We start from the raw sequence: 26139 nt of genomic DNA, 5'->3' as shown, positions 1-26139 counted from the left end.
CCTGGCGCAGGACTTCGCGGGGGTCGGCGAAGAAGGGATCACCTTCCAGCTCATGCATGGTCATCAGCAGTTGCGCGGTCGGCCGCTTCTGCCAGGGTTCCATGGAGAGGGTGCCGGGGATCGGGTAGCAGATCCGGTCGGCGTCGCCGATGTCGAGACCCAGGCCGGTACTCTCTACGGTGGAGCCGGTGATATCGAGGGCGAACAGGGAAGCGGGAAGGTTGATACCTTTTTCGAAGACTTTGGGCAGACTGTTGCGTTCGATTCGCTTGCCGCGAACCACGCCATTCATGTCTGAAATCAGAAGGTCGACGAACTGGACCTCGGGATGTTCCTGAAGGAACAGGCTCGGCTCAGTGAGCTGAACGGCACGCAGGGGTACCGACATGATGCAACACCTTTTTTGTTAAAAATTTCAATCATGCGGGGGCTGGAGCCAGAGTCAATCGGAAAGCCAATTTGTTGTCAATAGCCCTCTCGTCGCCCTCGCGGACGGCGAAATGGCCGTAGACAGGGCCTTCCAGAGCATCGCGAAAGCGGCCAAAGCCAGGCCAGGCAAGGTGTTCAACCTGGTGCAGCAGATATTTTACAGGCTCCGTTGTACGAAAAATTGAACAAGGCTAAGCTGTGCCAACCCTACAACAGCAATAAACCGGGTGTTCCATGTCCTACCAGCCGTCCCTCGGCGCCAAGTTCCGCGGCCACAAGATCGGTCAGCATCCGCGTTAGCTCCGCTCCGGTTCTTTTCTCCCTCGATTCTTCGCAGCGCCCTCGAGCGGCCCTCGCTCGTCCGCCGCCTGCCCTGCCCGTCCTCCTTATATAAGGAAGGACACCGGCCGCTTTCGCCTGCGTGGATAACGGATACGAAGAGCAAGATCGTTCAAGCCAGCCCGATGCGCCTGCTGGCATGCTGGACCGACGTTCACCACCGCCATGCCCCCATGACTGCCCACGACCTGCCCCGCCAAGCCTTTCTCCGCGGCGCCGTCGCCATCCTCCCATTGTCCCTGGCCGTCGCGCCCTGGGGGCTGCTGGCGGGATCGATGGCCATCGAAGCCAACCTCACCCCGGCCGAGGGCCAGGGCCTGTCCGCCATCGTCTTCGCCGGCGCCGCCCAGTTGGTGGCGATCGGCATGCTCAAGGGCGGTGCCGGGTTCTTTTCGATCATCTTCACCACCCTCCTCCTGACCTCGCAGCACCTGCTCTACGGCATGAGCTTGCGGCCGGTCCTGTCGCCTCTGCCGGGACGCTGGCGGATCGGCCTGGGCTTCCTGCTCACCGACGAGTTCTTCGCCCTCGCCAGCCAGCACGACCGGCGCAACTTCAACCGCTGGTACGCCCTCGGCGTCGGCCTGACCTTCTATATCGCCTGGAACCTGTTCACCCTCGCCGGCATCCTGCTTGGCCGCAGCATTCCCGGTCTCGAACACCTGGGCCTGGATTTCTCCATCGCCGCCACCTTCATCGCGCTGGTCGCGCCGCTGGTGCGCAACGTACCGACGCTGGTCTGCGTGGCCACCTCGCTGTTCTGCTCGGTGCTGTTCAGCCACTGGCAATGGAGTTCGGCGCTGGTCCTCGCCGGCCTCGCCGGGATGGCCGCCGGTTTCGTCTGCAACAAGCTGTATCGGGAGGCGCCATGGTCTGGGCAGTGATCTTCGGCATGGGCGCGATCGTCTTCCTCAACCGCTACCTGTTCCTCGAACCGCGCCTGCCGATCCGCCTCGGCAGCAACCTGCGGCAGTTCCTCGGTTTCGCCGTGCCCGGCATGCTCACGGCGATCTGCGGCCCGATCGTGTTCATGCCCGAGGGCCGCATCGACCTCGGCTACGACAATCCCTACCTGGTCAGCGGCGCAGTCACCGTGGCGCTGGTGCTCTATACCCGCAATACCCTGGCGAGCATGCTGCTGGGCATGGCGTTCTTCTTCCTGTTCAAGTGGTGGCTGATTTGATCGATGTCAGTCGCTGACGGCATGACCTCTGCATGCAGCCCCTTGCAGGGTTCATACAAACTCGCGGCGGGCGGCTATATGGCCCACCAGATGCTCCGGAGCAGCCGCTATCCGGCTGACAGCCAGGCTACTATCGATGCAGTACCTGATAGCAACCAGCTCCCTTCTATCTAGCCTGGATAAACACGCGTAAACCTGGCGCCCGCCCAGGCAAAGCAATTGACGGGGAGCACTTTAGAAAATCACCCGAAAATAATGACGATAGTCACAGTGAACGCCATCCTCCCGCTCGACGGCTTTCACCTTGAACTGCTTTGCCCCCAGCAACTCCAAGACACGAACCAGTTGATCATGGCTGAATATCTGTGTATGCCCGATTGCTGGAACTCCGCGAGAGTCAGTCACCAACAGTAGCTCACCGCCCGTCCTCAACCTGCCCACACAGTCAATCAGGAACTGGATCCAGTCGGCCGTATGGTCAAGCACATTTGAGCAAACGACGAAATCGAAAGCACTCTCTATATCGGCAACACCATCCCTTATATAACAAGAAGAACCTCTTTCCCCGAGAATCGAGAATGGAAGGTTCTCTGCATACAGCCCCATCAATGAGTCCTGGGCAGTCACTGTCACGCCTTCGACCTTCTCGAAAAAGCCGATCGGCCCACTACCTACTTCCAAAACCTTACCTTCAAAACCTTCGTAGCGATAATGCGAGGAGCCGTACGTGAACCCCATCTTCCCAAGAAACCACATTGCATCCTTATGCCGGACCTCTTGTAGTTCCTCGACAGACAGATGGCGATAGGGCCATTTATCCTTCCAGAAAGAAAGCTCGTACTCCTGGGAATGTATCCACTGCTCCGGATCTGCAGACGCAACGCTACGTACGTCAGGAGCAGTTTCAACCCTACGGGACACCGACGAGAATTCGCCTGCACCACTGCCACGCTCTTCGATACACACTAGAGGAGTGCCACTCGAACGACGGCGTTCCCAGAAACCGGATAAAAATTTCACCCTAAAAACCTCCCTGCTCATTGATACCCTTGCCCATCGGACTAAAAGATAAAAAGCCGAAACTTGCCGACAACCAAACAACAACTCGCCCTCTATCTCAGCGCCCCAGCAAAGATCTTCCCCTCAGGAAGCAGCCAAACAGCACGGCGCGAGGAAAAACTAACAAAGAAAATTTATAAATAATGTAAGAACAATCCTTTTTGCTAGAGGAAATAGTTACATAGACATAGTTGAGGAGAAGATGGAGAAACGAACGGAAAACCGCGCTCTCCGATCCGCCTAGGGGAGATCCGTTGCGATGACGCTCCAGGCCCATCCCTTCCAGATGAAGTGCTGAAAGGGGCCTCCCCCGGAACGAAGAACGAGGGTTCATGCGCCACGGGAATGAACTCGCGAAGAAAGGTCGCTTGGCGCTGGCGCGCTTTGGGCCGAAGATCGGGGCAACCACAACGTGCGCAGCGAGGCCCTCATGTCCGACTCCCTTCCCCAGCGCAACGGCGGGCAGATCCTGGTAGAGGCATTGCGGCGCAATGCCGTCGATACCGTCTACTGCATCCCCGGGGAAAGCTACCTGCCGGTGCTCGACGCGCTGTACGACGCCGACGGCATCCGCACCGTCGTCACCCGCCACGAGGGTGCCGCCTCGAACATGGCCGATGCCTACGGCAAGCTGACCGGCCGACCAGGCATCTGCTTCGTCACCCGCGGCCCCGGTGCCACCCATGCGGCGAATGGCGTGCACACGGCGCAGCAGGACTCGACGCCGATGATCCTGTTCGTCGGCCAGGTGGAAAGCGCCTTCAAGGGCCGCGAGGCGTTCCAGGAAGTCGACTACGTGCAGATGTTCTCGGGCCTGGCGAAGTGGGCCGTGGAAATCGACCGTATCGAACGCATCCCGGAGATCGTCGGCCGCGCCTTCAGCGTCGCCACCTCGGGCCGACCGGGCCCGGTCGTGGTCGCCCTGCCCGAGGAAATCCTCTTCGGTTCCGCGCAGGTCGCCGATGCGCCGGTGCCAAGGGTGCTTCCGGGGCGGCCGGGCGCCACGGCGATGGCAGAACTGCGCGAACTGCTGGCGAACGCCAGGCGGCCCCTGCTGGTACTTGGCGGCAGCGGCTGGGACGGCGCCGCCAGGAAACGGCTAGGCGCCTTCGTCGACGCCAATGGCCTACCGGTGGCCACCTCGTTCCGTCGCCAGGACCTGTTCGACAACCGTGACCCGCACTACGCCGGGCAACTGGGCTTCGGCGCGGCGCCGGCACTATTGGAGCGGCTGCGCCAGGCCGACCTGCTGCTGGTGGTCGGGGCGCGCCTGGGCGAAACGCCGAGCGCCGGCTACAGCCTGGTGCGTAGTCCGGCCCCCGCGCAGACGCTGGTCCACGTGCATCCGGACAGCGCGGAACTGAACCGCGTCTACCTGGCGCGACTGCCGATCCAGGCCACCCCGTGTACCTTCGCCGAGGCCCTGGCCGACCTCGCGCCGTTGCCCTCGAGCACCTGGCAGGACTGGCGCGAAGCCGCCCATGCCGACTACCTGGCCTACTCGACCCCGGCCGCGAGCGACCCCGCCATCCAGGGCGTCGACCTGGCGTCCGTGGTCGCGTACCTCAGCGAAAACCTGCCGGACGACGCGGTGATCGCCAACGGTGCCGGCAACTATGCCGTCTGGGTGCATCGCTTCTACCGCTATCGCCAGGCCCGCACGCAGTTGGCGCCGACCAACGGCGCCATGGGCTACGGCCTGCCCGCCGCGATCGCCGCCAGCCTGCGCGATCCGCAGCGCAGCGTGGTGTGCTTCGCCGGCGACGGCTGTTTCATGATGTATCCGCAGGAGCTGGCGACCGCCGCGCAGTTCGGCGCGACGCCGGTGGTGATCGTGGTCAACAACGGCATGCTCGGCACCATCCGCATGCATCAGGAACGCGAATATCCCGGGCGGGTATCCGCCACCCGCCTGGACAACCCCGACTTCGTCGCCCTGGCGCGAGCCTTCGGCGCCCACGCCGAACGAGTGGAATGCAGCGCCGACTTCCCCGCCGCGTTCCGCCGCGCCCGCGAAAGCGGACGCCCGGCGCTGCTGGAGCTGCTGACCGACCCACGCCAGATCACGCCGCAGGCGCGCCTCGCCTGAGGCATCCTCAGCCGGCGCGGAAGGCGATCCAGGCCTGGTAGCCCACGGCCTGGAAATAGCGGCTGGGCAGGACGAAGCCGGTGTCTTCCAGCAGTTCGCCGAGGCGCTGCTCGGACAACGGATCGAAATCCTCGCGCAAGCGTTGCAGCATGCCGTCGCTGTCCTCCGGGGAAAGCCCGGCCAAACGGCAGGCCTCGGCCTGCACCGGGCGTTCGAAGGCGTCCCGGGCTTCCATCAGGTTGGCCAGCAGCAACGGCGCCGCTGGCGCCAGACGCTCGGCGACCGCCTCGAGGAAGCGCCGCTTGGCCTGGTCGCCGCGCAGGAAATGCAGCACCAGCAGGACCAGCGCCGCATCGCAAGGCGGCGCAGGCGGTAGCCCGGCGACGTCGCCGCAGTGCAGCTCGATCCGCTCCAGCAGGCCGAGCCTGGCGCAGCGCTGGCGGGCCAGGGCGAGCATGTCGGCCGACAGGTCCGCCCCGACGAAACGCCAGCCTGGACGCAACCCGGCCAGCTCCGCCAGTTCGCCGCCGGCGCCGCAGCCGACGCTGAGCAGGCGCGCCCGTTCCGGCATACGGGCCAGCAACTGCGCGCGACTGAGCAGGTGCAGCAACTCGTAGCCCGGCAACAGGCGGCCGATCCGCGTCTCGTAGCCGTCCGCCTGTTTCCCGACGAAGCGGCCCATCAGTCGAACACCTTGCCCAGGCGCCAATAGCCCATCAGGGTCAGATGACGCTTGTCGATACCGCGCTCCTGCACCAGGTAGCGCCGGATCGCCATCACCGCCGCCGACTCGCCGGCGACCCAGGCGTAGAAACTGCCGCTCTCGGGGCTCGCCAGTTCCCAGAGGATCTCCTCGTCGATATCGATGTCCTCCAGCTCCTGGGCCGCACCACCCGCCACCTCGCGCTCCGGCAGCCGCGCCTGGCGCGCCGCCTCGATCATCCGCTCGCCGTTGCGCGAATGGATGCCGGCCTGGTGGCGCGGCAGCCAGTGCAGGCGCGCACCGGGAATCGCCGGCAGGTCGAGGATATCGGCTTCTCCCGGCACTTCGAGAAAGGCCTCGACCACCGGCGGCTCGGCTTCGCCGGCCAGCTCCTCGAGAATTCCCGCCACCGCGGGCAAGGCGGTTTCGTCGGCGATCAGCAGGATATGGCGGACGCCAGCCGGCGGCTTCCATTCGTAGCCGCCGGGGTCATCGCCGTATTGCCGGTTGGGCGCGGCCAGTTGCAGGCGGTCGCCGATCCGCGCGTGGGTCGCCCAGGCCGAGGCCGGGCCGTTCTCGCCGTGGAGGACGAACTCCACGTCGACCTCCTCCTGCTCGGCGCGCAGCGCACGGATGGTGTAGGTACGCATCGGCGGCCGGCGAGCCGGCTCGACGCTGCGATAGGCCTGGTACCACTCGCTGCCACCGGGCAGGCTGGGCGGCTGGCCGCTGGCATCGGGGAAGAAGATCTTGATCCGCTGGTCGGCGGCCAGGGTCTTCATCTCGGCGACCTCCGGGCCGCCGAAGACGAAGCGGGTCAGCGCCGGGCTGAGTTGCTCGCGGCGCTTGAGTTCGACATTGAACAGACGATAGGCGGGTTGCGACATGACGATGGTCTCCTGGTGACCGGCGCCCAGCGGCGCCGGCGGATGCATGCATCAGGCAACTCTAGCAAACAATGCGAATGATTAGCATTTGCTATTTGTGCAATCGTCGACTGCGTCGAAAGCACGACTGCCGCTCAGGCCTCGCAAGGCTCCAGCAGCTCGCAAGCGCTCTCCCCTACTCGCCTGACCGCCTGCTCGATGGCCGGGGTCGGCAACGCCGCGTAGTTCATCCGCAGGCAGTTCCGGTACTTGCCGGAAGCGGAGAAGATGCAGCCCACCGCGACTTGTACGCCGCGGTTGCGCAAGGCCTTGTCCAGGCGCAGGGTGTCGAACGCCTCGTCCAGTTCGACCCAGAGCAGGAAACCGCCCTGGGGCCGGCTGGCGCGGGTGCCCTCCGGGAAATAGCGCGCCACCCAGTCGATCATCAGATCGCGTCCGCGCTGGTACTGGGCGCGCATGCGCCGCAAGTGCGGCTCGTAGTGGCCGTTGCCGATGAATTCGGCGATCGCCAGTTGCGGTTGCAGGGCGCTGGCGCCGGTACTGATGTACTTCATGTGCAGCACGCGGTCGGCGTAGCGCCCGGGTACCATCCAGCCGATCCGCAGGCCCGGCGCCAGGACCTTGGAGAACGACCCGCAGAGCAGCACCCGGCCATCGTCGTCGTACGACTTGATGGTGCGCGGGCGCGGATAGGTGTAGGCCAGGTCGCCGTAGACATCGTCCTCGATGATCGCCACGTCGTAGCGCTGGGCCAGGGCCAGCAGCGCCCGCTTGCGCGACTCGGGCATGATGTAGCCGAGCGGGTTGTTGCAGTTCGGGGTCACCTGGATGGCCTTGATCGGCCACTGTTCCAGCGCCAGTTCGAGGGCTTCCAGGCTGATGCCGTTGACCGGATCGGTGGGGATCTCCAGGGCCTTCATGCCGAGGCCTTTCAGCGATTGCATGGCGCCATGGAAGCTCGGCGACTCCACCGCGACGATATCGCCCGGTTCGCACACCGCGCGGATGCTCACCGACAGGGCCTCGTGGCAGCCGGTGGTGATCACCACGTCGCTGGCGGTGGCCCGACAGCCGGAGTCCACCAACAGGCGGGCGACTTCCTCGCGCAGCAACGGCGAGCCGTGGATCCCGTCGTAGGCCAGCGCACGGGCGTCGGCGTGGCGGTTGAGCCGGGCCAGGCTGCGGGTCAGCGGTTTCAGCGAAGGGCTGGAGATGTCCGGCATGCCGCGGCCGAGCTGGACCACGTCCGGCCGCGGTACCGTGCTGACCAGGGCCAGCACCTGCTCCCATTGCGAGATTTCCACCGGCCGCTGGGCCAGGCGGGCGATCGCCGGCAGCGGCGGCATCTGTCGCGCGACCGGGACGAAATAGCCGGACTTCGGCCGCGGCTCGGCCAGCCCGCGATCTTCCAGCAGCCTGTATGCCTGTTGCACGGTGCTCAGGCTGACGCCGTGCTCGATGCTCATGGCCCGCACCGAGGGCAGCCGGTCGCCCGGACGGTAGAGGCCCTGTTCGATGCGCGAACCGAGGGTCTCGGCGAGTTGCAGATAAAGGGTCATGAACGGGACTCCAGGGTGAGCGAAAGCGGGACCGGTACAGATGGTGGCGAAATCCACCATTCAGGCCGGGGAGCGCTTGATCTGTATGCAGTCAACCCACCTTTTCTGGACCTGTACGGAACAGCGCGCGATGGCCATTCTATCTCCGTCGTCCAGCCGATCAATATGGAGTACGCAGCATGACGCGACTCAGTGCGAAATCCGAGCGCCGCCAACGCCTCGATGGCCCCTTCCCACTCGCCGCGATGGACAACCTGGCGCAGGCCCTGCGTCGCGGCTATCGCCTGGCCCGGCAACGCCAGTTGACCCGGCGCGCGCTGCTGGACCTGGAAGCGGCGGAACTGAAGGATATCGGCCTGAGCGCCGAGCAGGCCCGCGAGGAAGCCTCGCTGGCGTTCTGGCAGGCGGGAAAATCCGGCGGGAGGAAGGCATGATCCGCTGTCGCAACTGTGGCGAACGCCCAGCCAGCGAAGGGCATATCTGTATGGTCTGCAAGCGCCGATCCGACATCGACCCATACAAGGCGCTGATCGCCATGGCCCTGCTGGTCTACTGCGGCGTCAGCCTGGCGGCCTACCTCAAGCCGCATATGCCGTCACCGCCGCCTACCGCCGGCAGCAGCGTCCAGCCCGCCGAGGAGCTGGCCCAGCGCGCCCGCCAGGCCACCCTGGAACAGCGCGGCATCTGAAGAACGCATGCTCGGGAGGGGAGGCAGTTTGAGCCCCTCCTTCTTTTATATGCATATGGCCGCCAGCGCGTGGCTCATTGCGCCGGATACTCCAGCGCCGCCGCGATTCGCCGATGCTGCTCGACCACCCACTCCCGCCGTACCGCCCCCCAGTCGCGGATGACATAGCCGCCCTGGTGGTTGCGCGCACCCTCCCGCTGCTCGAACTCGCAGACGATGTCCAGTTCCTCCAGCGCGGCGATGGTGTCCTGGGCGGTACGCCGGGGCATGCCGGTGGCGGCCATGATCTCCGGCACGCTGGCGATGCCGCTGTCGATCAGGTAGGCGACGTAGAGGCGGCGGTAGAAGCTGGACTTGGTCTTGCTGATGGTCATGGGCAGGCGTTCTCCGGGAAGGCTCAGGGAGCGAGCAGGGGCAAGGTAGTGGTGGATTTGATTTCCGACAAGGCGACGATGGAGTTCACTTCCTGAATGCCCGGCACCGCCGACAGCTTCTCGAAGAAAAAGCGTTCGTAGGATTCGATATCGCGGGTGACGATACGCAGCATGAAGTCCACCGCGCCCATCAGTACGTGGCACTCCAGCACCTCGGGAAACTGGTGCATCGCCTCGGCGAAGTCGGTGAGGTTCTTGCGCCCATGGGCGTTGAGCTTGATCTGGGCGAATACCTGGGTATTCAGGCCGATCTTCTTGCGGTCGAGCAGGGTCACCTGCTTGCGGATCACCCCCTCCTCCTTCAGGCGTTGGATGCGCCGCCAGCAGGGCGATTGGGAAAGTCCGATGCGCTCGGCGATCTCGGCGGTGGAAAGCGAGGATTCCTCCTGCAGCAAAGCGAGAATACGCTGATCGTACATATCCAGTGGAATGGACATAAATATTCCCTACAAAGAAAAATATAGGGATCAAGTATGCACGGATAGCGCAAAATCACGCAAAAACAGGAGAAAAAATCCGGCACGCCTCTGGGAGAATTTCTCTCGTCGAAACACTGCCTGGAGCGTCACATGTCAACCCTCGCCCCCCTTTTCCTGGCCAAACACCCTGACGGCGAAGAACGCCAGGTGATCCGCCCGAACGTCTGGGAAACCTCCTGCGCAGATACCGAGACCCTGTCGATCTTCCATATCGAGGGCATGGCCGACCCGGACCTGCTGTGCCGGGTGCTCAACCTGTTCGCCGTGCAGTCCTTCACCCCGGAGCGGGTTCGTGCCGACCGCGAGGACCACAAGATCCGCCTGCTGCTGACCTTCCCCGGCCTCAGCCAGCACCGCGCCAGCGTGATCGCGGAGAAACTGCGCTCGCTGGTCACCGTGCTCGCCGTCCGCCTGGAGTTCTCTCCCCATGCCGGCAAGGTCCGTCCCAGCGTCAGCGAGCCGCTGCTGGCCAGCGTCGTCTGAGCCCCTCGGGGCGGCGCGGCGGCCGCCCTGTCCACTCAGCGTCATCGGCTGGCCTTCTGGCGTTAGCCGGTCGCCCAGCCCATGGCTACAGTGCAGGTTCGCCAGGCAGCCAGAAGACTGCCGTGTGTTCCCCGATCCTGCAGAGCGTGCCCATGTCCCGACCGCGTTTCCTTCCGGATAACTTCACCCTGGCGCTGATCGCCACCGTCCTTCTCGCCACTTTCCTGCCCTGCAGCGGCCAGACCGCCGTGGTCTTCGAATGGGTGACCAACATCGGCATCGGCCTGCTGTTCTTCCTCCACGGCGCCAAGCTGTCGCGCCAGGCGATCGTCGCCGGCATGACCCACTGGCGCCTGCACCTGCTGGTGTTCGCCTGCACCTTCGTGATGTTCCCGCTGCTCGGCCTGGCGCTGAAACCGGCGCTGTCGCCGATGGTCACCCCGGAGCTGTACCTCGGCATCCTGTTCCTCTGCGCCCTGCCGGCCACGGTGCAATCCTCCATCGCCTTCACCTCGCTGGCGCGCGGCAACGTGCCGGCAGCGGTATGCAGCGCTTCCGTGTCGAGCCTGCTCGGCGTATTCCTCACCCCGCTGCTGGTCAAGCTGCTGCTCGGCGCCGAAGGCGAGACCGGCAACGCGCTGGACGCCATCGGCAAGATCACCCTGCAACTGCTGGTACCCTTCATCGCCGGCCAGGTCCTGCGGCGCTGGATCGGCGCCTGGGTGGAGCGCAACAAGCCGGTGCTACGCTATGTCGACCAGGGCTCGATCCTGCTGGTGGTCTACACCGCCTTCAGCGCCGCGGTGATCCAGGGTCTGTGGCACGAAGTACCCTGGCTGGCGCTGCTCGGCCTGACCGTCGCCTGCTGCGTGATCCTCGCCCTGGCCCTGGTGCTGACCACGGTGCTGGCGCGACGCCTGGGCTTCAGCAAGGAAGACGAGATCACCATCGTCTTCTGCGGTTCGAAGAAGAGCCTGGCCACCGGCGTGCCCATGGCCAAGGTGCTGTTCGCCACCAGTGCGGTGGGGCCGATGGTGTTGCCGCTGATGCTGTTCCACCAGATCCAGCTGATGGTCTGCGCGGTGCTCGCGCAACGCTACGCCAGGCGCCGCGACGACGCAGCGGCGGCGCTGGCCGAGGCCCCCTCGCGCTGAGCGCGAAAATGAAAGAAGCCGGCCCTGGGGCCGGCTTCTTCGTTCAGACGCGGCTCAGCGCGTCGGCGTGCGCAGGGTGACGAACTCTTCCGCCGCGGTCGGGTGGATGCCGATGGTCTCGTCGAACGCCTGCTTGGTCGCCCCGGCCTTCATCGCCACCGCGATACCCTGGAGGATCTCGCCGGCCTCGGCGCCGACCATGTGGCAGCCCAGCACCCTGTCGTCGTGGGCATCCACGACCAGCTTCATCAGGGTCTTTTCCTGGTCGTCGGTAAGGGTCAGCTTCATCGGCCGGAAGCGGCTCTCGAAGATCTTCACCTTGTGCCCGGCGCTCAGCGCCTCCTCCTCGGTCAGGCCGACGGTGCCGATGTTGGGCAGGCTGAACACCGCGGTGGGAATCAACTTGTAGTCCACCGGACGGTACTCCTCCGGCTTGAACAGCCGCCGCGCCACCGCCATGCCCTCGGCCAGCGCCACGGGGGTCAACTGGACGCGACCGATCACGTCGCCCAGGGCGAGGATCGACGGCTCGCTGGTCTGGTAATGCTCGTCGACCGCGATGAAGCCCTTGTCGGTCAGCTTCACTCCGGTGTTTTCCAGGCCAAGGTCATCCAGCATCGGCCGCCGCCCGGTGGCATAGAACACGCAGTCCGCCTCCAGCACCCGGCCGTCCTTGAGGGTCGCGGCCAGGCTGCCATCGGCCTGTTTGTCGATACGGGCGATGTCGCTGTTGAACTGCAGGTCCAGGCCCTTCTTGCCCAATTCGTCGCGCAGGTGTTCGCGGACGCTGCGGTCGAAGCCGCGCAGGAACAGGTCGCGACGGTAGAGCAAGGTGGTCTCGGCGCCGAGCCCGTTGAAGATCGAGGCGAACTCGACGGCGATGTAGCCGCCGCCGACCACCAGCACGCGGCGCGGCAGGCGCTCGAGGAAGAACGCTTCGTTGGAGGTGATCGCGTGTTCCTTGCCGGGAATGTCCGGCACCTGCGGCCAGCCACCGGTGGCGACGAGAATGTGCTTGGCGCTGAAGCGCTGGCCGTCCACCTCGACGTTGTGCGCATCGAGCAGACGGGCGTGACCTTCGAGCAAGGTCACCCCGCTGTTCACCAGCAGGTTGCGGTAGATGCCGTTGAGCCGCTGGATCTCGCGGTTCTTGTTGCCGATCAGGGTCGCCCAGTCGAACTGCGCCTCGCCGGCGCTCCAACCATAGGCCCGGGCCTGCTCGAAGTCCTCGCTGAAATGCGCGCCATAGACCAGCAGCTTCTTCGGCACGCAGCCGACGTTGACGCAGGTGCCACCCAGGTAGCGACTCTCCGCCACCGCGACACGGGCACCGAAGCCGGCGGCGAAGCGGGCGGCGCGTACGCCCCCGGAGCCGGCGCCGATGACGAACAGATCGAAATCGAAAGACATGTTCCTACTCCTGGATCAGATGCGTTCCAGCATAACCCATTCACCAGCGTCGGCTCCCGCCGGATCGACGCAGAAACCTGTCGAAACGGCTCAGCGCAGGGCCTGGCAGGCGATGGGCTATGCTTGTCCGTGGAGGTAAGCGCGATGTCCCCCACCCTCACCCACCTGGCGCTGCACGTCCCCGACCTCGACGCCTGCATCGCCTTCTACGAAACCTTCTGCGGCATGCGGGTGATCCACCGGCGCCCCGGCAAAGGCTCGCAGATCGTCTGGATGGCCGAACCCGGCCAGGAACAACGCTTCATCTTCGTCATCATGCCCGGCGGCCAGCCGCGCAACCTGGCCAGCGACGATTACAGTCATTTCGGCTTCGCCCTCTCCAGCCGCGCCGCGGTAGACGATCTGGCGCGCCGCGCCGAGGCCGCCGGCTGCCTGGTCTGGGCGCCGCGCGACGAGCCCTATCCGGTCGGCTACTACTGCGGCCTGCGCGACCCGGCGGGCAACTACGTGGAGTTCAGCTACGGCCAGCCGCTGGGCCCGGGTTCCGAGGCGCTGTCGATTCCCTGACCGGGCGCGGAGGCGCCGCGTGGCCCAGGCCAGGCTGGCGGGGTTATTCGCCCGACGCCAACAACGCCACGCCCGCCGACAGCTCGGGTAGAGCGGATAACCCCCCATGGTCGTTCGCCCCATACGAAAAACGCCGCGCCCCCATCGGGGACGCGGCGTTTTTCATCGGGAACGGCGAGGCTCAGTGAGCCTTGCCGGTCTTGTAGAGGTTTTCGTAGCAGAAGTTGGTCGCCTCGATGTAACCCTCGGCGCTGCCGCAGTCGAAACGCTTGCCCTTGAACTTGTAGGCCAGCACGCAGCCGTCCTGGGCCTGCTTCATCAGGGCATCGGTGATCTGGATCTCGCCGCCCTTGCCCGGTTCGGTCTGCTCGATCAGGTCGAAGATGTCCGGGGTCAGGATGTAGCGGCCGATGATCGCCAGGTTCGACGGCGCCTCTTCCGGCTTCGGCTTCTCGACCATGGTGTTCACCCGGAAGATATCGTCGCGGATCATCTCGCCGGCGATCACGCCGTACTTGTTGGTCTCTTCCGGCGGCACTTCCTGGATCGCCACGATGGAGCAGCGGAACTGGTTGTACAGCTTGACCATCTGCTTCAGCACGCTGTCGCCTTCGAGGTTCAGGCACAGGTCGTCGGCCAGGACCACGGCGAACGGCTCGTCGCCGATCAGCGGACGACCGGTGAGGATGGCGTGGCCGAGGCCCTTCATCTCCACCTGGCGGGTGTAGGCGAAGGTGCACTCGTCGATCAGCCGACGGATGCCGACCAGGTACTTTTCCTTGTCGGTGTTGCGGATCTGGTGTTCCAGCTCGTAGCTGATGTCGAAGTGGTCTTCCAGCGAACGCTTGCCGCGGCCGGTGACGATGCCGATCTCGGAAAGGCCGGCTTCCAGCGCCTCCTCCACCGCGTACTGGATCAGCGGCTTGTTCACCACCGGCAGCATTTCCTTGGGCATGGCCTTGGTGGCCGGGAGGAAACGGGTGCCGTAACCGGCGGCCGGGAAAAGACATTTCTTGATCATGAGAATCCTTCGACATGGACGAAGTATGCGGATGGCGCGCAGTCTAATCAGGCTGCGCTCGCCTTACAATGCCCGGCCCTTGGACGTCCTATGCCCTGGTAGATGAAGCCCAGTTCCGCCATCCGCGCCGGTGCGTAGAGATTCCGACCGTCGACCAACAGGGGAGTTCGCATGGATCCACGGATTTTCTGGAAGTCCGGCTGGCGGAACTGTTTCCACTCGGTCACCAGCACCAGGGCATCGGCGCCCTCGACGGCGGCGTAGGGCGAGTCGTGGAGCGTCAACTGGGCGCACGCCAGCGCGTCCGGATAGCGTGCCGCGACCCCGGCGTTGGCCACCGGGTCATGGGCCCTGACCCGCACCCCGTGGCGCAGCAGTGCCTCCAGCAGGACCAGGCTCGGCGCCTCGCGCAGGTCGTCGGTACCCGGCTTGAAGGCCAGCCCCCAGAGCGCCACCGTGCGCCCTTGCCAGCGTCCCTGGAACAGTTCGCCGAGGGTCTCGAAGAGCAGTTCCTTCTGCCGCGCGTTGCGCGCTTCCACCGCACGCAGTATCTGGCTGTCGAAGCCCTGTTGCTCGGCGCTGCGGATCAGCGCGCGGACGTCCTTGGGAAAGCACGAGCCGCCGTAGCCGCAGCCGGCGTAGATGAAATGGGTGCCGATGCGCTTGTCGCTACCCATGCCGCGGCGCACGTCCTCGATGTCGACGCCGGTGAGGGCGCACAGCCCGGCCATCTCGTTCATGAAGGAAATCTTGGTGGCGAGGAAGGCATTGGCCGCGTACTTGCTGAACTCGGCCTCGCGGCGCCCCATCAGCAGGACCCGTTCGTGATTGCGCAGGAACGGCGCGTAGAGCTGGCGCAGGGTTTCCCCGGCCTGCGCCTCGGCGCTGCCGATGATGACCCGGTCCGGGCGCCTGAAATCGTCCACCGCCGAGCCTTCCTTGAGGAACTCCGGATTGCTCGCCACCGTCACCCGGAAGCGCTTGCGCCGGCGCGCCAGGCCCAGGCGGATGATCTCTTCGACCCGTTCGGCGGTGCCCACCGGCACGGTCGACTTGTTGACCACGATGCAGGCCTGGCGCAGTTGCGCGCCAAGTTGTTCGGCGACCGCCATCACGTGGCTGAGGTCGGCCGAGCCGTCCTCGCCGCACGGCGTGCCGACGGCGATGAACACCACCTCGGCGTCGGCCAGGCCTTCCGCCAGGCTGGCGGTGAAGGTCAGGCGGGCGGCGTCCAGCTGATCGCGCAGGATGCTTTCCAGGCCCGGTTCGTAGATCGGCATCTCGCCGCGTCTCAGCCGCGCGACCCGCTCGCGGTCACGCTCCACGCAACGCACCTGGTTGCCCATCTCGGCGAAACAGGCCGCCGTCACCAGTCCCACATAGCCCGCACCAATCACGCATAGCCGCATGGCGTCGTCCTCCGCTGGCCTCGCCCTCTCTCTGCGGACGATTGCAGCCAAGCGCGGTGGCAGGCGCGTGACGCTGGCGTGAAGCTACCGTGACAGAACCCGCGCGGATGCCCGGGGTCCACCCAAGGTAGGCGGAGAAAACGGGAGGTTCCCATGTCCATCGAAATCGATTCGGAACAAGGCATCTGCAGCGTGGAGATCGAAGGCAGCCGGCATCGCGCGCCGGTCGACAGCCTGCGCATCGGTACCGACGCCGAGGCGCGCCTGTCGGTGCTCTACATCGACGGCAAGCGCCTGCACATCAGCGAGGAAGACGCCCAGCGGCTGGTGGTCGCCGGCGCCGAGGACCAGCGCAGGCACCTGATGGCGGACGATTGACGCCCTCAGGCGTCCGCCAGCAACAGGTAGGGAGAACTGCGCAGGCTGTCGAGGCCGGCGCGGAACATGCGTTCGGCGCGGTTCCAGGGATCGTCGCGCAGGCGCTCGGTCCAGGCCAGGGTGCCGCAGATGCCGTCCCAGAGCGATTGCAGATAGATGCTGGCCAGCTCGACGTCCAGCCGCGCCGGCAGTTCGCCGCGCTCCACCGCCCGGCGGATCTGCCGGAGGCCGAAGCGTTGCCCCTGCTTCTCGAGCAGCTCGCGGCGGCGCAGCAGCGGCTCATTCTCGTCGCTGCGTTCGCACTTGAGGTAGAGGATCTCCAGCACCCGCTGCACCGAACCGGGCTCGCAGCACTGGCGGAGAAAGCCCATGCCGGCGCGCAGGAGGATATCCAGCGCCGGCACCCTGGCGTTTTCGTCGGGTACCTCGATCTGGCCGAAGGCGCGGTCGCACATCGCCAGGCAGACCTCGATCTTGTTCTTGTAGTGGCCGTAGACCGCACCGCGAGAAACCCCGGCGGCGTCCGCCAGGTCGGCCATGGCAGTAGTGCCCACGCCCTTTTCCAGGAAAACCCGCTCGGCGGCATCGAGTATGCCGTCGCGGGTTTTCTGGGATTCCTCTTTGGTTTTCCTGGCCACTGAACGTCCTCACAAGGGAAAGGCGCCGCAGATCATAAGGATATGTTACAGAAACGCCAATTAATTAATCACTCATGATTGATTATATGCTACTGTCGCGCCGCTCGTGAGTTGCGGTGCCCTTTCCCGGGCAAGCTCGCGAGTTCACGAATCGAGGGACACCCATGCACATCCAATGGACCGGCTCGCTGCGCGGGCTGCTGGCGGCCCTGGTCGCCCTATTCCTGCTGGGCTGCGAAGAAGCAGCGGACGCCGGGAAGACTGCGGAGGCCCCCGCCGAGGTCGGCGTGATCGTCGCCAGGCCGGCGCCTATCGGCATCACCAGCGAGCTGCCCGGACGCCTGGAAGCGTACCGCCAGGCTGAAGTGCGGGCGCGCGTCGCCGGCATCGTCACCCGTCGCCTGTACGAGGAAGGCCAGGACGTCCGCGCCGGCACCGTGCTGTTCCAGATCGACCCTGCGCCCTTGAAGGCGGCCCTGGACATCAGCCGCGGCGCCCTGGCCCGGGCCGAGGCCAGCCACGCGGCGGCGGCCGACAAGCTCAAGCGCTACGCCGACCTGATCAAGGACCGCGCCATCAGCGAACGCGAGTACACCGAAGCGCAGACCGACGCGCGCCAGGCCCTGGCGCAGATCGCCTCGGCCAAGGCCGAACTGGAGCAGGCCCGCCTGCGCCTGGGCTACGCCACGGTCACCGCGCCGATCGACGGCCGCGCGCGGCGCGCGCTGGTCACCGAAGGCGCGCTGGTCGGCGAGGACTCGCCGACACCGCTGACCCGCGTCGAGCAGATCGATCCGATCTACGTGAACTTCTCCCAGCCGGCCGGCGAAGTCGCCGCCATGCAGCGGGCGATCCGCGAAGGCCAGGTGAAGGGCGTCGCCGACAAGGACATCGCCGTGCGCCTGGTCCTGGCCGACGGCAGCGAGTACCCGCTGGCCGGCGAGCTGCTGTTCTCCGACCTGGCGGTCGACCCCGGCACCGACACCATCGCCATGCGTGCCCTGTTCCGCAATCCGCATCGCGAATTGCTGCCCGGCGGCTACGTGCAGGTGCGCTTGCAACGCGCGGTGAACCCGCAGGCGATCACCGTCCCGCGCGACGCGCTGATCCGTACCGCCCAGTCCGCCGTGGTCAAGGTGGTCAACCCACAGGGCGTGGTGGAAGACGTGGAGGTCCGCGCCGACACCCTGCAGGGCCGCGACTGGATCATCAGCCGCGGGCTCAAGGGCGGCGAGCGGGTGATCGTCGAGAACGCCGCCCAGCATGCCGCCGGCTCCAGCGTCCAGGCGGTGGTCCGCCAGCCGGCCAGCGCCGACGCCCCCTCACCGCTGGCCGCGTCGCCGGCGGGCCAGTGACGGAGAACGCTACGAATGGCTCGTTTCTTCATTGACCGGCCGGTCTTCGCCTGGGTGATCTCCCTGCTGATCGTGCTCGCCGGGGTCCTGGCGATTCGCTTCCTGCCGGTCGCCCAGTACCCGGACATCGCGCCGCCGGTGGTCAACGTCAGCGCCAGCTATCCCGGCGCCTCGGCCAAGGTGGTCGAGGAAGCGGTGACCGCGATCATCGAGCGCGAGATGAACGGCGCGCCCGGCCTGCTCTACACCAAGGCCACCAGCAGCACCGGCCAGGCTTCGCTGACCCTGACCTTCCGCCAGGGCGTGAACGCCGACCTCGCTGCGGTGGAAGTGCAGAACCGCCTGAAGATCGTCGAGTCGCGCCTGCCCGAGTCGGTGCGGCGCGACGGCATCTATGTGGAGAAGGCGGCGGACAGCATCCAGCTGATCGTCACCCTCACCTCCTCCAGCGGCCGCTACGACGCCATGGAACTGGGCGAGATCGCCTCGTCCAACGTGTTGCAGGCGCTGCGCCGGGTGGAGGGCGTGGGCAAGGTCGAGACCTGGGGCGCCGAGTACGCCATGCGCATCTGGCCCGACCCGGCCAAGCTGACCTCGATGAACCTCAGCGCCAGCGACCTGGTCAACGCCGTGCGCCGGCACAACGCCCGCCTCACCGTGGGCGACATCGGCAACCTCGGGGTCCCCGACTCGGCGCCGATCAGCGCCACGGTGAAGGTCGACGACACCCTGGTGACGCCCGAGCAGTTCGGCGAGATTCCGCTGCGCATCCGCGCCGACGGCGGCGCGATCCGCCTGCGCGACGTGGCCCGCGTCGAGTTCGGCCAAAGCGAGTACGGCTTCGTCTCGCGGGTCAACCAGATGACCGCCACCGGCCTGGCGGTGAAGATGGCGCCCGGCTCCAACGCAGTGGCCACCGCCAAGCGCATCCGCGCCACCCTCGACGAGCTGTCGCGCTACTTCCCGGAGGGCGTGAGCTACAACATCCCCTACGACACCTCGGCGTTCGTCGAGATCTCGATCAGGAAGGTGGTCAGCACCCTGCTCGAGGCGATGCTGCTGGTGTTCGCCGTGATGTACCTGTTCATGCAGAACTTCCGCGCCACCCTGATCCCGACGCTGGTGGTGCCGGTGGCCCTGCTCGGCACCTTCACGGTGATGCTCGGCCTGGGCTTCTCGATCAACGTGCTGACCATGTTCGGCATGGTCCTGGCGATCGGCATCCTGGTGGACGACGCGATCATCGTGGTGGAGAACGTCGAGCGGCTGATGGCCGAGGAAGGCCTGTCGCCGCACGACGCCACGGTCAAGGCGATGCGCCAGATCAGCGGGGCCATCGTCGGCATCACCGTGGTGCTGGTCTCGGTATTCGTGCCGATGGCGTTCTTCAGCGGCGCGGTGGGCAACATCTACCGCCAGTTCGCGGTGACCCTGGCGGTCTCCATCGGCTTCTCGGCGTTCCTCGCGCTGTCGCTGACCCCGGCCCTGTGCGCCACCCTGCTGCGCCCGATCGACGCCGACCACCATGAGAAGCGCGGCTTCTTCGGCTGGTTCAACCGCGCCTTCCTGCGCCTGACCGGACGCTACCGCAACGCGGTGGCCGGCATCCTCGCCCGGCCGGTCCGCTGGATGCTGGTCTACGCCCTGGTCATCGGCGTGGTCGCCCTGCTCTTCGTGCGCCTGCCGCAGGCGTTCCTGCCGGAAGAGGACCAGGGCGACTTCATGATCATGGTGATGCAGCCCGAAGGCACGCCGATGGCGGAGACCATGGCCAACGTCGCCGATGTAGAGCGCTACCTGGCGGAGCACGAACCGGTGGCCTACGCCTATGCGGTCGGCGGCTTCAGCCTGTACGGCGACGGCACCAGCTCGGCGATGATCTTCGCCACCCTGAAGGACTGGTCGGAACGCCGGGAGGCCAGCCAGCACGTCGGCGCCATCGTCGAGCGCATCAACCAGCGCTTCGCCGGCCTGCCCAACCGTACGGTGTATGCGATGAACTCGCCGCCGCTGCCGGACCTGGGTTCCACCAGCGGCTTCGACTTCCGCCTGCAGGACCGTGGCGGGGTCGGCTACGAGGCCCTGGTCAAGGCCCGCGACCAGTTGCTGGCGCGCGCCGCCGAGGACCCGCGCCTGGCCAACGTGATGTTCGCCGGCCAGGGCGAGGCGCCGCAGATCCGCCTGGACATCGACCGGCGCAAGGCGGAGACCCTCGGCGTGAGCATGGACGAGATCAACACCACCCTGGCGGTGATGTTCGGCTCGGACTACATCGGCGACTTCATGCACGGCAGCCAGGTGCGCAAGGTGGTGGTCCAGGCCGACGGCGCCAAGCGCCTGGGCATCGACGACATCGGCCGGCTTCACGTGCGCAACGAGCAGGGCGAGATGGTCCCGCTGGCGACGTTCGCCAAGGCCGCCTGGACCCTCGGCCCGCCGCAACTGACCCGCTACAACGGCTATCCCTCGTTCAACCTCGAGGGCCAGGCCGCACCGGGCTACAGCAGCGGCGAAGCCATGCAGGCGATGGAGGAATTGATGCAGGGCCTGCCCGAGGGCATCGCCCACGAGTGGTCCGGCCAGTCCTTCGAAGAACGCCTGTCCGGCGCCCAGGCGCCGGCGCTGTTCGCCCTCTCGGTGCTGATCGTGTTCCTCGCCCTGGCCGCCCTCTACGAAAGCTGGTCGATCCCGCTGGCGGTGATCCTGGTGGTGCCGCTGGGCGTGCTCGGCGCACTGCTCGGGGTGAGCCTGCGCGGCCTGCCCAACGACATCTACTTCAAGGTCGGCCTGATCACCATCATCGGCCTCTCGGCGAAGAACGCCATCCTCATCATCGAGGTAGCCAAGGACCATTACCAGGAAGGCATGAGCCTGCTGCAGGCGACCCTGGAGGCCGCGCGCCTGCGCCTGCGACCGATCGTCATGACCTCGCTGGCGTTCGGTTTCGGCGTGGTCCCGCTGGCGCTCTCCAGCGGCGCCGGTTCCGGCGCCCAGGTCGCCATCGGCACCGGGGTGCTCGGCGGGATCGTCACCGCCACGGTACTCGCGGTGTTCCTGGTACCGCTGTTCTTCCTGGTGGTCGGGCGCCTGTTCCGGTTACGCAAGGCGCCGCGCACCGGCACCTCGCCCCGGATCCCGACGGAGCAAGCCTGATGCCCCTAGCGAAACTCTCGCTCCCCACCCTGGCACTGTGCGTCGGGCTGCTCGGCGCCTGCCCACCGACGCCTCGCCAGCCGCGCGCGGCCCCGATCGTTCCGGCCAACGGCCCCGACCTTCGGGGCAAGCTGGACGACTGGCAACAGCAGTTCACCGACCCGCTGCTGCGACAGATGATCGGCTACGCGCCGGCGCTATCCGGCGCGCAAGCCTGAATTCCGCCGTCCTTTTCCCGCCCTAGTCGGCCGCCGGCAGCGCTCGGCTGAAGCGGTAGAACAGGTTCGGCTCGCTGACCACGTACAGGCTGCCCCGGTCGTCCATCGCCAACCCTTCGGCCTGCGGCACGTCGTCCGTCAGGCCATGGTTGCCGCCACGCAGGGTCAGGCTACCGAGCGGATCCCCGGCGCGATCCAGTTCGATGACCACCCGCGACTCGTCGGAAAGCACCAGCAGGTGATCGCTGGCCTTGTCGTAGTAGAGGCTCGACAGATCGGTGAGGAACAACCCGCGATCGCGCTGCGGGTCGCCGCCGACGCTCAGGTCGAGCGCCTCGCCGCGGTCGTTGAAGAAGCCGTTTACCTCGATGATGCCCACCGGCGCCTTTTCCCGGGCCACGAACAGGCGCTCGCGCAGCGGGTCGTAGGCCAACCCCTCGAAGCCCTTGTTGCGTTTGTTTGCACTGCCCAGGGAGAACTTCCGGGCGTTGCGCGGATCGTCGATGTCGATCACCCGGGTGTCGGCGTCGACATGGATCTCCACCAGGCGTTGGCGACGCTCCTCGGCGACCACGTAGACGCCGGGCCGGATGTACTCGATAGCCTCCGGATCCTGGAAACCGCGCAGGGGGATGCGTCGCAGCAATTCGCCGTCCAGCGACAGCTCGAGGAAATGCGGGTCCTGGTTGGTCACGCTGACCAGGCTGCGCCGGCTGGGGTCGAAGGACAGCGCCGAGACGTTGGACTCCGCGCCCAGCACGCGGGCTTCGATATCGACCCGATAGTCGGCCAGGCGCAGGGCGTTCTCGCGCGCAACATCGCCGCCGTAGCGCTGCTCCAGCTTGAACCAGATGCGCTCGAACGCGCGCTGCTGCTGACCCGCCACCAGCAGCGCAAGCAACGCGGCGAGCAGGCAAGCCAGCAGCGTCCTGTAGGTCATCAGCCGACTCATCGTTACGACTCCTCCGAGAAACACAGTGTTCGGCGAAGCAGAACAGAGCCATCCGTGCCCTTTCATGAGGCGCCGATTAAATATTTCTGACAAGTATCTTTCACGGCTGTCATTTTTCCCCCGTTCCAGGCGTTGACAGGATTTCGGTGCAGCTTTACGTTAACGTAAAGGTAAACAAGCAGGTGCCTGCGCATGTCCACCACCTACACCATCTCCGATCTCGCCCGCGAACTGGACATCACCACCCGCGCCATCCGCTTCTACGAGGAGCAAGGCATGCTCTCCCCCGAGCGACGCGGCCAGGAACGCATCTATTCGCCGCGCGACAAGGTCAGCCTGAAGCTGATCCTGCGCGGCAAGCGCATCGGTTTTTCCCTCGCCGAATGCCGCGAACTGATCGAGCTCTACGACCCGGACCCGAGCAGCGGCAACCAGAAGCAGTTGAACACCATGCTGGAGAAGATCGCCGAGCGCCGCGCCCAGCTGGAACAACAGTTGCTGGACATCGAACAGATGCAGCTGGAACTGGATACTGCCGAGGAGCGCTGTCGAGCTGCGCTGATTAAAAGCTATAACAAACAACCAGTTGCAACATAAACCTCATTCGAAGCTTTAAACCGGACAAGCACAATTACAGGTGAAAGCATGACCTATCCCAGCCTCAACTTCGCCCTCGGCGAAACCATCGACATGCTCCGCGACCAGGTCCGCGGCTTCGTCACCGCCGAACTGCAGCCGCGCGCCGCGCAGATCGACCAGGACAACCAGTTCCCCATGGACATGTGGCGCAAGTTCGGCGAGATGGGCCTGCTCGGCATCACCGTCGACGAGGAGTACGGCGGTTCGGCGCTGGGCTACCTGGCACACGCCGTGGTCATGGAAGAGATCAGCCGGGCCTCGGCCTCGGTGGCGCTCTCCTATGGCGCGCATTCCAACCTCTGCGTCAACCAGATCAAGCGCAACGGCAACGCCGAACAGAAGGCCCGCTACCTGCCGGCCCTGGTGTCCGGCGAACACATCGGTGCGCTGGCGATGAGCGAACCCAACGCCGGCTCCGACGTGGTCTCGATGAAGCTGCGCGCGGACCGGGTCGGCGACCGCTTCGTTCTCAACGGCAGCAAGATGTGGATCACCAACGGTCCCGATGCCCATACCTATGTGATCTACGCCAAGACCGACGCGGACAAGGGCGCGCACGGGATCACCGCGTTCATCGTCGAGCGCGACTGGAAAGGCTTCAGCCGCGGGCCGAAGCTGGACAAGCTGGGCATGCGCGGCTCGAACACCTGCGAACTGATCTTCCAGGACGTCGAGGTGCCCGAGGAGAACGTCCTCGGCGCGGTCAACGGTGGGGTCAAGGTACTGATGAGCGGCCTCGACTACGAGCGCGTGGTGCTTTCCGGCGGCCCGGTGGGAATCATGCAGGCGTGCATGGACGTGGTGGTGCCGTACATTCATGACCGCCGCCAGTTCGGCCAGAGCATCGGCGAATTCCAGCTGGTCCAAGGCAAGGTGGCCGACATGTACACCGCCCTCAACGCCAGCCGCGCCTACCTGTACGCCGTGGCCGCCGCCTGCGACCGCGGCGAGACGACCCGCAAGGACGCCGCCGGGGTGATCCTCTACAGCGCCGAGCGCGCCACCCAGATGGCCCTGGACGCGATCCAGATCCTCGGCGGCAACGGCTACATCAACGAGTTTCCCACCGGCCGCCTGTTGCGCGACGCCAAGCTCTACGAGATCGGCGCCGGCACCAGCGAGATCCGCCGCATGCTGATCGGCCGCGAGCTGTTCAACGAAACCCGCTGAAGCCTCGCTCTTCCCGGCCCTTTTCCGCCAGGGAGAGGGCATTCCATTGCATCGACAGGCGCATCGCCAGGTCGGGAGCGGGCGCCAACCGCTTCCGCCCGCCTCGACACGGAGCCACCGCCATGGCCATCCTGCACACCCAGATCAATCCACGCTCCGCCGAGTTCGCGGCCAACGCCGCGACCATGCTGGAACAGGTCAACGCCCTGCGCACCCTCCTCGGCCGCATCCACGAAGGCGGCGGTAGCGCCGCCCAGGCCCGGCACAGCGCGCGCGGCAAGCTGCTGGTGCGCGAACGCATCAACCGCCTGCTCGACCCCGGCTCGCCGTTCCTCGAGCTTTCCGCCCTCGCCGCCCACGAAGTCTACGGCGAAGAGGTCGCCGCCGCCGGCATCGTCGCCGGGATCGGCCGGGTCGAAGGGGTGGAATGCATGATCGTCGGCAACGATGCCACGGTGAAGGGCGGCACCTACTATCCGCTGACCGTGAAGAAACACCTGCGAGCCCAGGCCATCGCCCTGGAGAACCGCCTGCCATGCATCTACCTGGTGGACTCCGGCGGCGCCAACCTGCCGCGCCAGGACGAGGTGTTCCCCGACCGCGAGCACTTCGGCCGGATCTTCTTCAACCAGGCCAACATGAGTGCCCGCGGCATCCCGCAGATCGCCGTGGTCATGGGCTCCTGCACCGCCGGCGGGGCCTATGTGCCGGCGATGTCCGACGAGACCGTGATGGTGCGCGAACAGGCCACCATCTTCCTCGCCGGGCCGCCGCTGGTGAAGGCCGCCACCGGCGAGGTGGTCAGCGCCGAGGAGCTTGGCGGCGCCGACGTGCACTGCAAGGTCTCCGGGGTCGCCGACCACTATGCCGAGGACGACGACCACGCCCTGGCCATCGCTCGCCGCTGCGTCGCCAACCTCAACTGGCGCAAGCAGGGCCAGCTGCAATGCCGTGCGCCGCGCGCACCGCTGTACCCCGCCGAGGAGCTGTACGGGGTGATTCCCGCCGACAGCAAGCAGCCCTACGACGTGCGCGAAGTGATCGCACGGCTGGTGGACGGCTCCGAGTTCGACGAGTTCAAGGCGCTGTTCGGCACCACCCTGGTCTGCGGCTTCGCCCACCTGCACGGCTATCCGATCGCCATCCTGGCCAACAACGGGATCCTCTTCGCCGAGGCCGCGCAGAAAGGCGCGCACTTCATCGAACTGGCCTGCCAGCGCGGCATCCCGCTGCTGTTCCTGCAGAACATCACCGGTTTCATGGTCGGCCAGAAGTACGAGGCCGGCGGCATCGCCAAGCACGGCGCCAAGCTGGTGACCGCGGTGGCCTGCGCGCGGGTGCCGAAGTTCACCGTGCTGATCGGCGGCAGCTTCGGCGCCGGCAACTACGGCATGTGCGGACGCGCCTACGACCCGCGCTTCCTGTGGATGTGGCCGAACGCGAGGATCGGCGTGATGGGCGGCGAACAGGCCGCCGGGGTGCTCGCCCAGGTCAAGCGCGAGCAGGCCGAGCGCGCCGGCCAGCAGCTCGGCGTCGAAGAAGAGGCGAAGATCAAGGCGCCGATCCTCGAGCAGTACGAGCACCAGGGCCATCCCTACTACTCCAGCGCGCGACTGTGGGACGACGGCGTGATCGATCCGGCGCAGACCCGCGAGGTGCTCGCCCTGGCGCTTTCCGCCGCCCTCAACGCCCCCATCGAGCCGACCGCCTTCGGCGTGTTCCGCATGTGACGAGCAGACCAGC

26 protein-coding genes and 1 pseudogene are annotated in these 26139 nt (G+C 66.1%); 15 read left to right on the top strand and 12 right to left on the bottom strand.

What is annotated here, in order from left to right; genetic code table 11:
• Positions 1 to 388: pseudogene (locus tag HMPREF2914_RS14500) on the bottom strand (glutamine synthetase); the annotation flags it as partial.
• 553 nt (positions 389 to 941) lie between these two features.
• On the opposite strand from HMPREF2914_RS14500, the gene HMPREF2914_RS14495 reads away from it, so the two are divergent.
• Positions 942 to 1652: an AzlC family ABC transporter permease gene (locus HMPREF2914_RS14495; protein WP_009315631.1), complete on the top strand. Its 711-nt coding sequence runs from the start codon at positions 942 to 944 to the stop codon at positions 1650 to 1652.
• A complete protein-coding gene (locus HMPREF2914_RS14490) occupies positions 1637 to 1951 on the top strand; it encodes an AzlD domain-containing protein (protein ID WP_003088669.1) in 315 nt (104 codons plus the stop codon). The genes HMPREF2914_RS14495 and HMPREF2914_RS14490 overlap by 16 nt, the downstream gene beginning before the upstream one ends.
• 234 nt (positions 1952 to 2185) lie before the next feature.
• On the opposite strand, the gene HMPREF2914_RS14485 is transcribed toward HMPREF2914_RS14490, so the two are convergent.
• Positions 2186 to 2707, bottom strand: coding sequence for a class I SAM-dependent methyltransferase (locus tag HMPREF2914_RS14485; RefSeq protein ID WP_019484668.1), 522 nt, complete (start codon positions 2705 to 2707; stop codon positions 2186 to 2188).
• Positions 2708 to 3440: 733 nt separating this feature from the next.
• Here HMPREF2914_RS14485 and HMPREF2914_RS14480 point away from each other — a divergent pair.
• A complete protein-coding gene (locus HMPREF2914_RS14480) occupies positions 3441 to 5099 on the top strand; it encodes a thiamine pyrophosphate-binding protein (protein ID WP_023091890.1) in 1659 nt (552 codons plus the stop codon).
• A gap of 7 nt (positions 5100 to 5106) precedes the next feature.
• Here HMPREF2914_RS14480 and HMPREF2914_RS14475 read toward each other — a convergent pair whose 3' ends face one another.
• The 3 genes from HMPREF2914_RS14475 to HMPREF2914_RS14465 form a co-directional block, all read right to left on the bottom strand.
• On the bottom strand, positions 5107 to 5781 hold the full coding sequence (locus HMPREF2914_RS14475) for a class I SAM-dependent methyltransferase (RefSeq protein ID WP_009315628.1): 675 nt from the start codon (positions 5779 to 5781) through the stop codon (positions 5107 to 5109).
• On the bottom strand, positions 5781 to 6689 hold the full coding sequence (locus HMPREF2914_RS14470) for a siderophore-interacting protein (RefSeq protein WP_003139694.1): 909 nt from the start codon (positions 6687 to 6689) through the stop codon (positions 5781 to 5783). The genes HMPREF2914_RS14475 and HMPREF2914_RS14470 overlap by 1 nt, the downstream gene beginning before the upstream one ends.
• Before the next feature lie 134 nt (positions 6690 to 6823).
• Entirely contained in the window at positions 6824 to 8248 is a 1425-nt protein-coding gene (locus tag HMPREF2914_RS14465; protein WP_003100354.1) for an aminotransferase-like domain-containing protein, read from the bottom strand.
• A gap of 179 nt (positions 8249 to 8427) precedes the next feature.
• Here HMPREF2914_RS14465 and HMPREF2914_RS14460 point away from each other — a divergent pair, with 179 nt between their 5' ends.
• Both HMPREF2914_RS14460 and HMPREF2914_RS14455 read left to right on the top strand, forming a co-directional pair.
• Positions 8428 to 8682, top strand: a complete 255-nt coding sequence (locus HMPREF2914_RS14460; RefSeq protein ID WP_003100355.1) for a DUF1127 domain-containing protein — start codon at positions 8428 to 8430, stop codon at positions 8680 to 8682.
• Positions 8679 to 8936: a hypothetical protein gene (locus HMPREF2914_RS14455; protein ID WP_003128788.1), complete on the top strand. Its 258-nt coding sequence runs from the start codon at positions 8679 to 8681 to the stop codon at positions 8934 to 8936. Before HMPREF2914_RS14460 ends, HMPREF2914_RS14455 begins: the two co-directional genes overlap by 4 nt.
• A 74-nt stretch (positions 8937 to 9010) precedes the next feature.
• Here the strand turns inward: HMPREF2914_RS14455 and HMPREF2914_RS14450 are convergent, their stop codons facing one another.
• Positions 9011 to 9310 (bottom strand): winged helix-turn-helix domain-containing protein, encoded by a 300-nt coding sequence (locus tag HMPREF2914_RS14450; RefSeq protein ID WP_003088651.1) that lies wholly within the window; start codon positions 9308 to 9310, stop codon positions 9011 to 9013.
• 23 nt (positions 9311 to 9333) lie between these two features.
• On the bottom strand, positions 9334 to 9807 hold the full coding sequence (locus tag HMPREF2914_RS14445; RefSeq protein WP_003088649.1) for an Lrp/AsnC family transcriptional regulator: 474 nt from the start codon (positions 9805 to 9807) through the stop codon (positions 9334 to 9336).
• Between the two features lie 132 nt (positions 9808 to 9939).
• On the opposite strand from HMPREF2914_RS14445, the gene HMPREF2914_RS14440 reads away from it, so the two are divergent.
• Together HMPREF2914_RS14440 and HMPREF2914_RS14435 are read left to right on the top strand one after the other, a co-directional pair.
• Positions 9940 to 10332, top strand: a complete 393-nt coding sequence (locus tag HMPREF2914_RS14440) for a hypothetical protein (RefSeq protein ID WP_003088646.1) — start codon at positions 9940 to 9942, stop codon at positions 10330 to 10332.
• A gap of 152 nt (positions 10333 to 10484) precedes the next feature.
• A complete protein-coding gene (locus HMPREF2914_RS14435; RefSeq protein WP_003128792.1) occupies positions 10485 to 11486 on the top strand; it encodes a bile acid:sodium symporter family protein in 1002 nt (333 codons plus the stop codon).
• A 54-nt stretch (positions 11487 to 11540) separates the two neighbouring features.
• Here HMPREF2914_RS14435 and gorA read toward each other — a convergent pair whose 3' ends face one another.
• Positions 11541 to 12896, bottom strand: coding sequence for a glutathione-disulfide reductase (gene gorA / locus HMPREF2914_RS14430; RefSeq protein WP_003128794.1), 1356 nt, complete (start codon positions 12894 to 12896; stop codon positions 11541 to 11543).
• Positions 12897 to 13040: 144 nt separating this feature from the next.
• Between gorA and HMPREF2914_RS14425 the strand changes: the two genes are divergently transcribed.
• A complete protein-coding gene (locus tag HMPREF2914_RS14425; protein WP_003088641.1) occupies positions 13041 to 13463 on the top strand; it encodes a VOC family protein in 423 nt (140 codons plus the stop codon).
• A 181-nt stretch (positions 13464 to 13644) separates the two neighbouring features.
• On the opposite strand, the gene galU is transcribed toward HMPREF2914_RS14425, so the two are convergent.
• Together galU and HMPREF2914_RS14415 are read right to left on the bottom strand one after the other, a co-directional pair.
• Entirely contained in the window at positions 13645 to 14484 is an 840-nt protein-coding gene (galU, locus tag HMPREF2914_RS14420) for a UTP--glucose-1-phosphate uridylyltransferase GalU (protein WP_003088639.1), read from the bottom strand.
• 47 nt (positions 14485 to 14531) lie between these two features.
• Positions 14532 to 15893 carry a UDP-glucose 6-dehydrogenase gene (locus HMPREF2914_RS14415; protein ID WP_015503026.1) on the bottom strand — a complete coding sequence of 454 codons (1362 nt, stop codon included), beginning with the start codon at positions 15891 to 15893 and terminating at the stop codon, positions 14532 to 14534.
• A gap of 153 nt (positions 15894 to 16046) precedes the next feature.
• Between HMPREF2914_RS14415 and HMPREF2914_RS14410 the strand changes: the two genes are divergently transcribed.
• Positions 16047 to 16271, top strand: coding sequence for a DUF3203 family protein (locus HMPREF2914_RS14410; protein ID WP_003088627.1), 225 nt, complete (start codon positions 16047 to 16049; stop codon positions 16269 to 16271).
• Between the two features lie 5 nt (positions 16272 to 16276).
• Here the strand turns inward: HMPREF2914_RS14410 and amrR are convergent, their stop codons facing one another.
• Positions 16277 to 16909 (bottom strand): efflux pump transcriptional repressor MexZ, encoded by a 633-nt coding sequence (gene amrR / locus HMPREF2914_RS14405; RefSeq protein ID WP_003088626.1) that lies wholly within the window; start codon positions 16907 to 16909, stop codon positions 16277 to 16279.
• Between the two features lie 164 nt (positions 16910 to 17073).
• Here amrR and mexX point away from each other — a divergent pair, with 164 nt between their 5' ends.
• From mexX to HMPREF2914_RS14390, 3 genes are read left to right on the top strand one after another with little or no spacing between them, the layout of a single operon-like run.
• Positions 17074 to 18264, top strand: coding sequence for a multidrug efflux RND transporter periplasmic adaptor subunit MexX (mexX, locus tag HMPREF2914_RS14400; RefSeq protein WP_003118551.1), 1191 nt, complete (start codon positions 17074 to 17076; stop codon positions 18262 to 18264).
• 15 nt (positions 18265 to 18279) lie between these two features.
• Positions 18280 to 21417: a multidrug efflux RND transporter permease subunit MexY gene (gene mexY / locus HMPREF2914_RS14395; RefSeq protein ID WP_003110686.1), complete on the top strand. Its 3138-nt coding sequence runs from the start codon at positions 18280 to 18282 to the stop codon at positions 21415 to 21417.
• Entirely contained in the window at positions 21417 to 21635 is a 219-nt protein-coding gene (locus HMPREF2914_RS14390) for a hypothetical protein (RefSeq protein WP_003110687.1), read from the top strand. Before mexY ends, HMPREF2914_RS14390 begins: the two co-directional genes overlap by 1 nt.
• Positions 21636 to 21657: 22 nt before the next feature.
• On the opposite strand, the gene HMPREF2914_RS14385 is transcribed toward HMPREF2914_RS14390, so the two are convergent.
• Positions 21658 to 22587, bottom strand: a complete 930-nt coding sequence (locus HMPREF2914_RS14385; RefSeq protein WP_003088602.1) for an SdiA-regulated domain-containing protein — start codon at positions 22585 to 22587, stop codon at positions 21658 to 21660.
• 192 nt (positions 22588 to 22779) lie between these two features.
• On the opposite strand from HMPREF2914_RS14385, the gene liuR reads away from it, so the two are divergent.
• The 3 genes from liuR to liuB all read left to right on the top strand — a co-directional run bounded on the left by liuR (position 22780) and on the right by liuB (position 26126).
• On the top strand, positions 22780 to 23184 hold the full coding sequence (gene liuR / locus HMPREF2914_RS14380; RefSeq protein WP_003139704.1) for a liu genes transcriptional regulator LiuR: 405 nt from the start codon (positions 22780 to 22782) through the stop codon (positions 23182 to 23184).
• Between the two features lie 48 nt (positions 23185 to 23232).
• Positions 23233 to 24396: an isovaleryl-CoA dehydrogenase gene (gene liuA, locus HMPREF2914_RS14375; RefSeq protein ID WP_003088600.1), complete on the top strand. Its 1164-nt coding sequence runs from the start codon at positions 23233 to 23235 to the stop codon at positions 24394 to 24396.
• A gap of 122 nt (positions 24397 to 24518) precedes the next feature.
• Positions 24519 to 26126: a methylcrotonyl-CoA carboxylase subunit beta gene (gene liuB / locus HMPREF2914_RS14370; RefSeq protein ID WP_003100387.1), complete on the top strand. Its 1608-nt coding sequence runs from the start codon at positions 24519 to 24521 to the stop codon at positions 26124 to 26126.
• Positions 26127 to 26139 lie beyond the last annotated feature (13 nt).

The sequence above is a fragment of the Pseudomonas sp. HMSC067G02 genome, assembly GCF_001813485.1.
Lineage (GTDB): Bacteria > Pseudomonadota > Gammaproteobacteria > Pseudomonadales > Pseudomonadaceae > Pseudomonas > Pseudomonas aeruginosa.
The sequence above is the reverse complement of the archived record's forward strand: the minus strand, read 5'-3'. Positions and strand labels throughout refer to the sequence as shown.